The sequence below is a fragment of the Vibrio sp. 2033 genome (genome assembly GCF_033339735.1).
Genome location: NZ_JAWOVC010000868.1, coordinates 1 through 512 on the forward strand (window position 1 = coordinate 1; position 512 = coordinate 512).

General features: G+C 44.9%; 1 protein-coding gene. It reads left to right on the forward strand.

What is annotated here, in order from left to right; all coding sequences use genetic code 11:
* Window positions 1-174: 174 nt before the first annotated feature.
* Window positions 175-512: isoprenoid biosynthesis glyoxalase ElbB (gene elbB / locus R7P74_RS29540; protein WP_318124316.1), on the forward strand; the 338-nt coding region annotated here is incomplete at its 3' end.

Sequence of the window (512 nt, forward strand, 5' to 3'; positions counted from 1 at the left end):
GTCGATATGAAACACTTTCTACCATCGAGCGTCATGCTGACACCTTTTGTGGTCCGCTACTATGATGAAGAAGAAGACGATCAAGAAATCGTCGAAACTAAGGCAAATGCTCAATCTCAATCCCCAAATATAAAAGAGCAACAAACGGAAATATCAGACTAAAGGAATCTTAAAATGAAAAAAGTCGCAGTTATTTTGAGTGGCTCAGGAGTTTATGATGGTTCAGAGTTACATGAAGCCGTGCTAGCCCTGCACGCCATCGAAAAAGCTGGTGCTACTTGGCATTGCTTCGCTCCAAACATTGATCAATTACACGTCATCAATCATCTTACTGGCGAAGAAATGGATGAGCCACGCAACGTGCTCGTTGAAGCGGCACGCATCGCGCGTGGAAACATTGAGGATGTGGCTAGACTGAACGTTGAAGACTTTGATGCGCTATTGTTACCAGGTGGCTTTGGTGCAGCAAAAAATCTGACTGACTTTGCCGTTTCTGGCGCGGAATGCTCGAT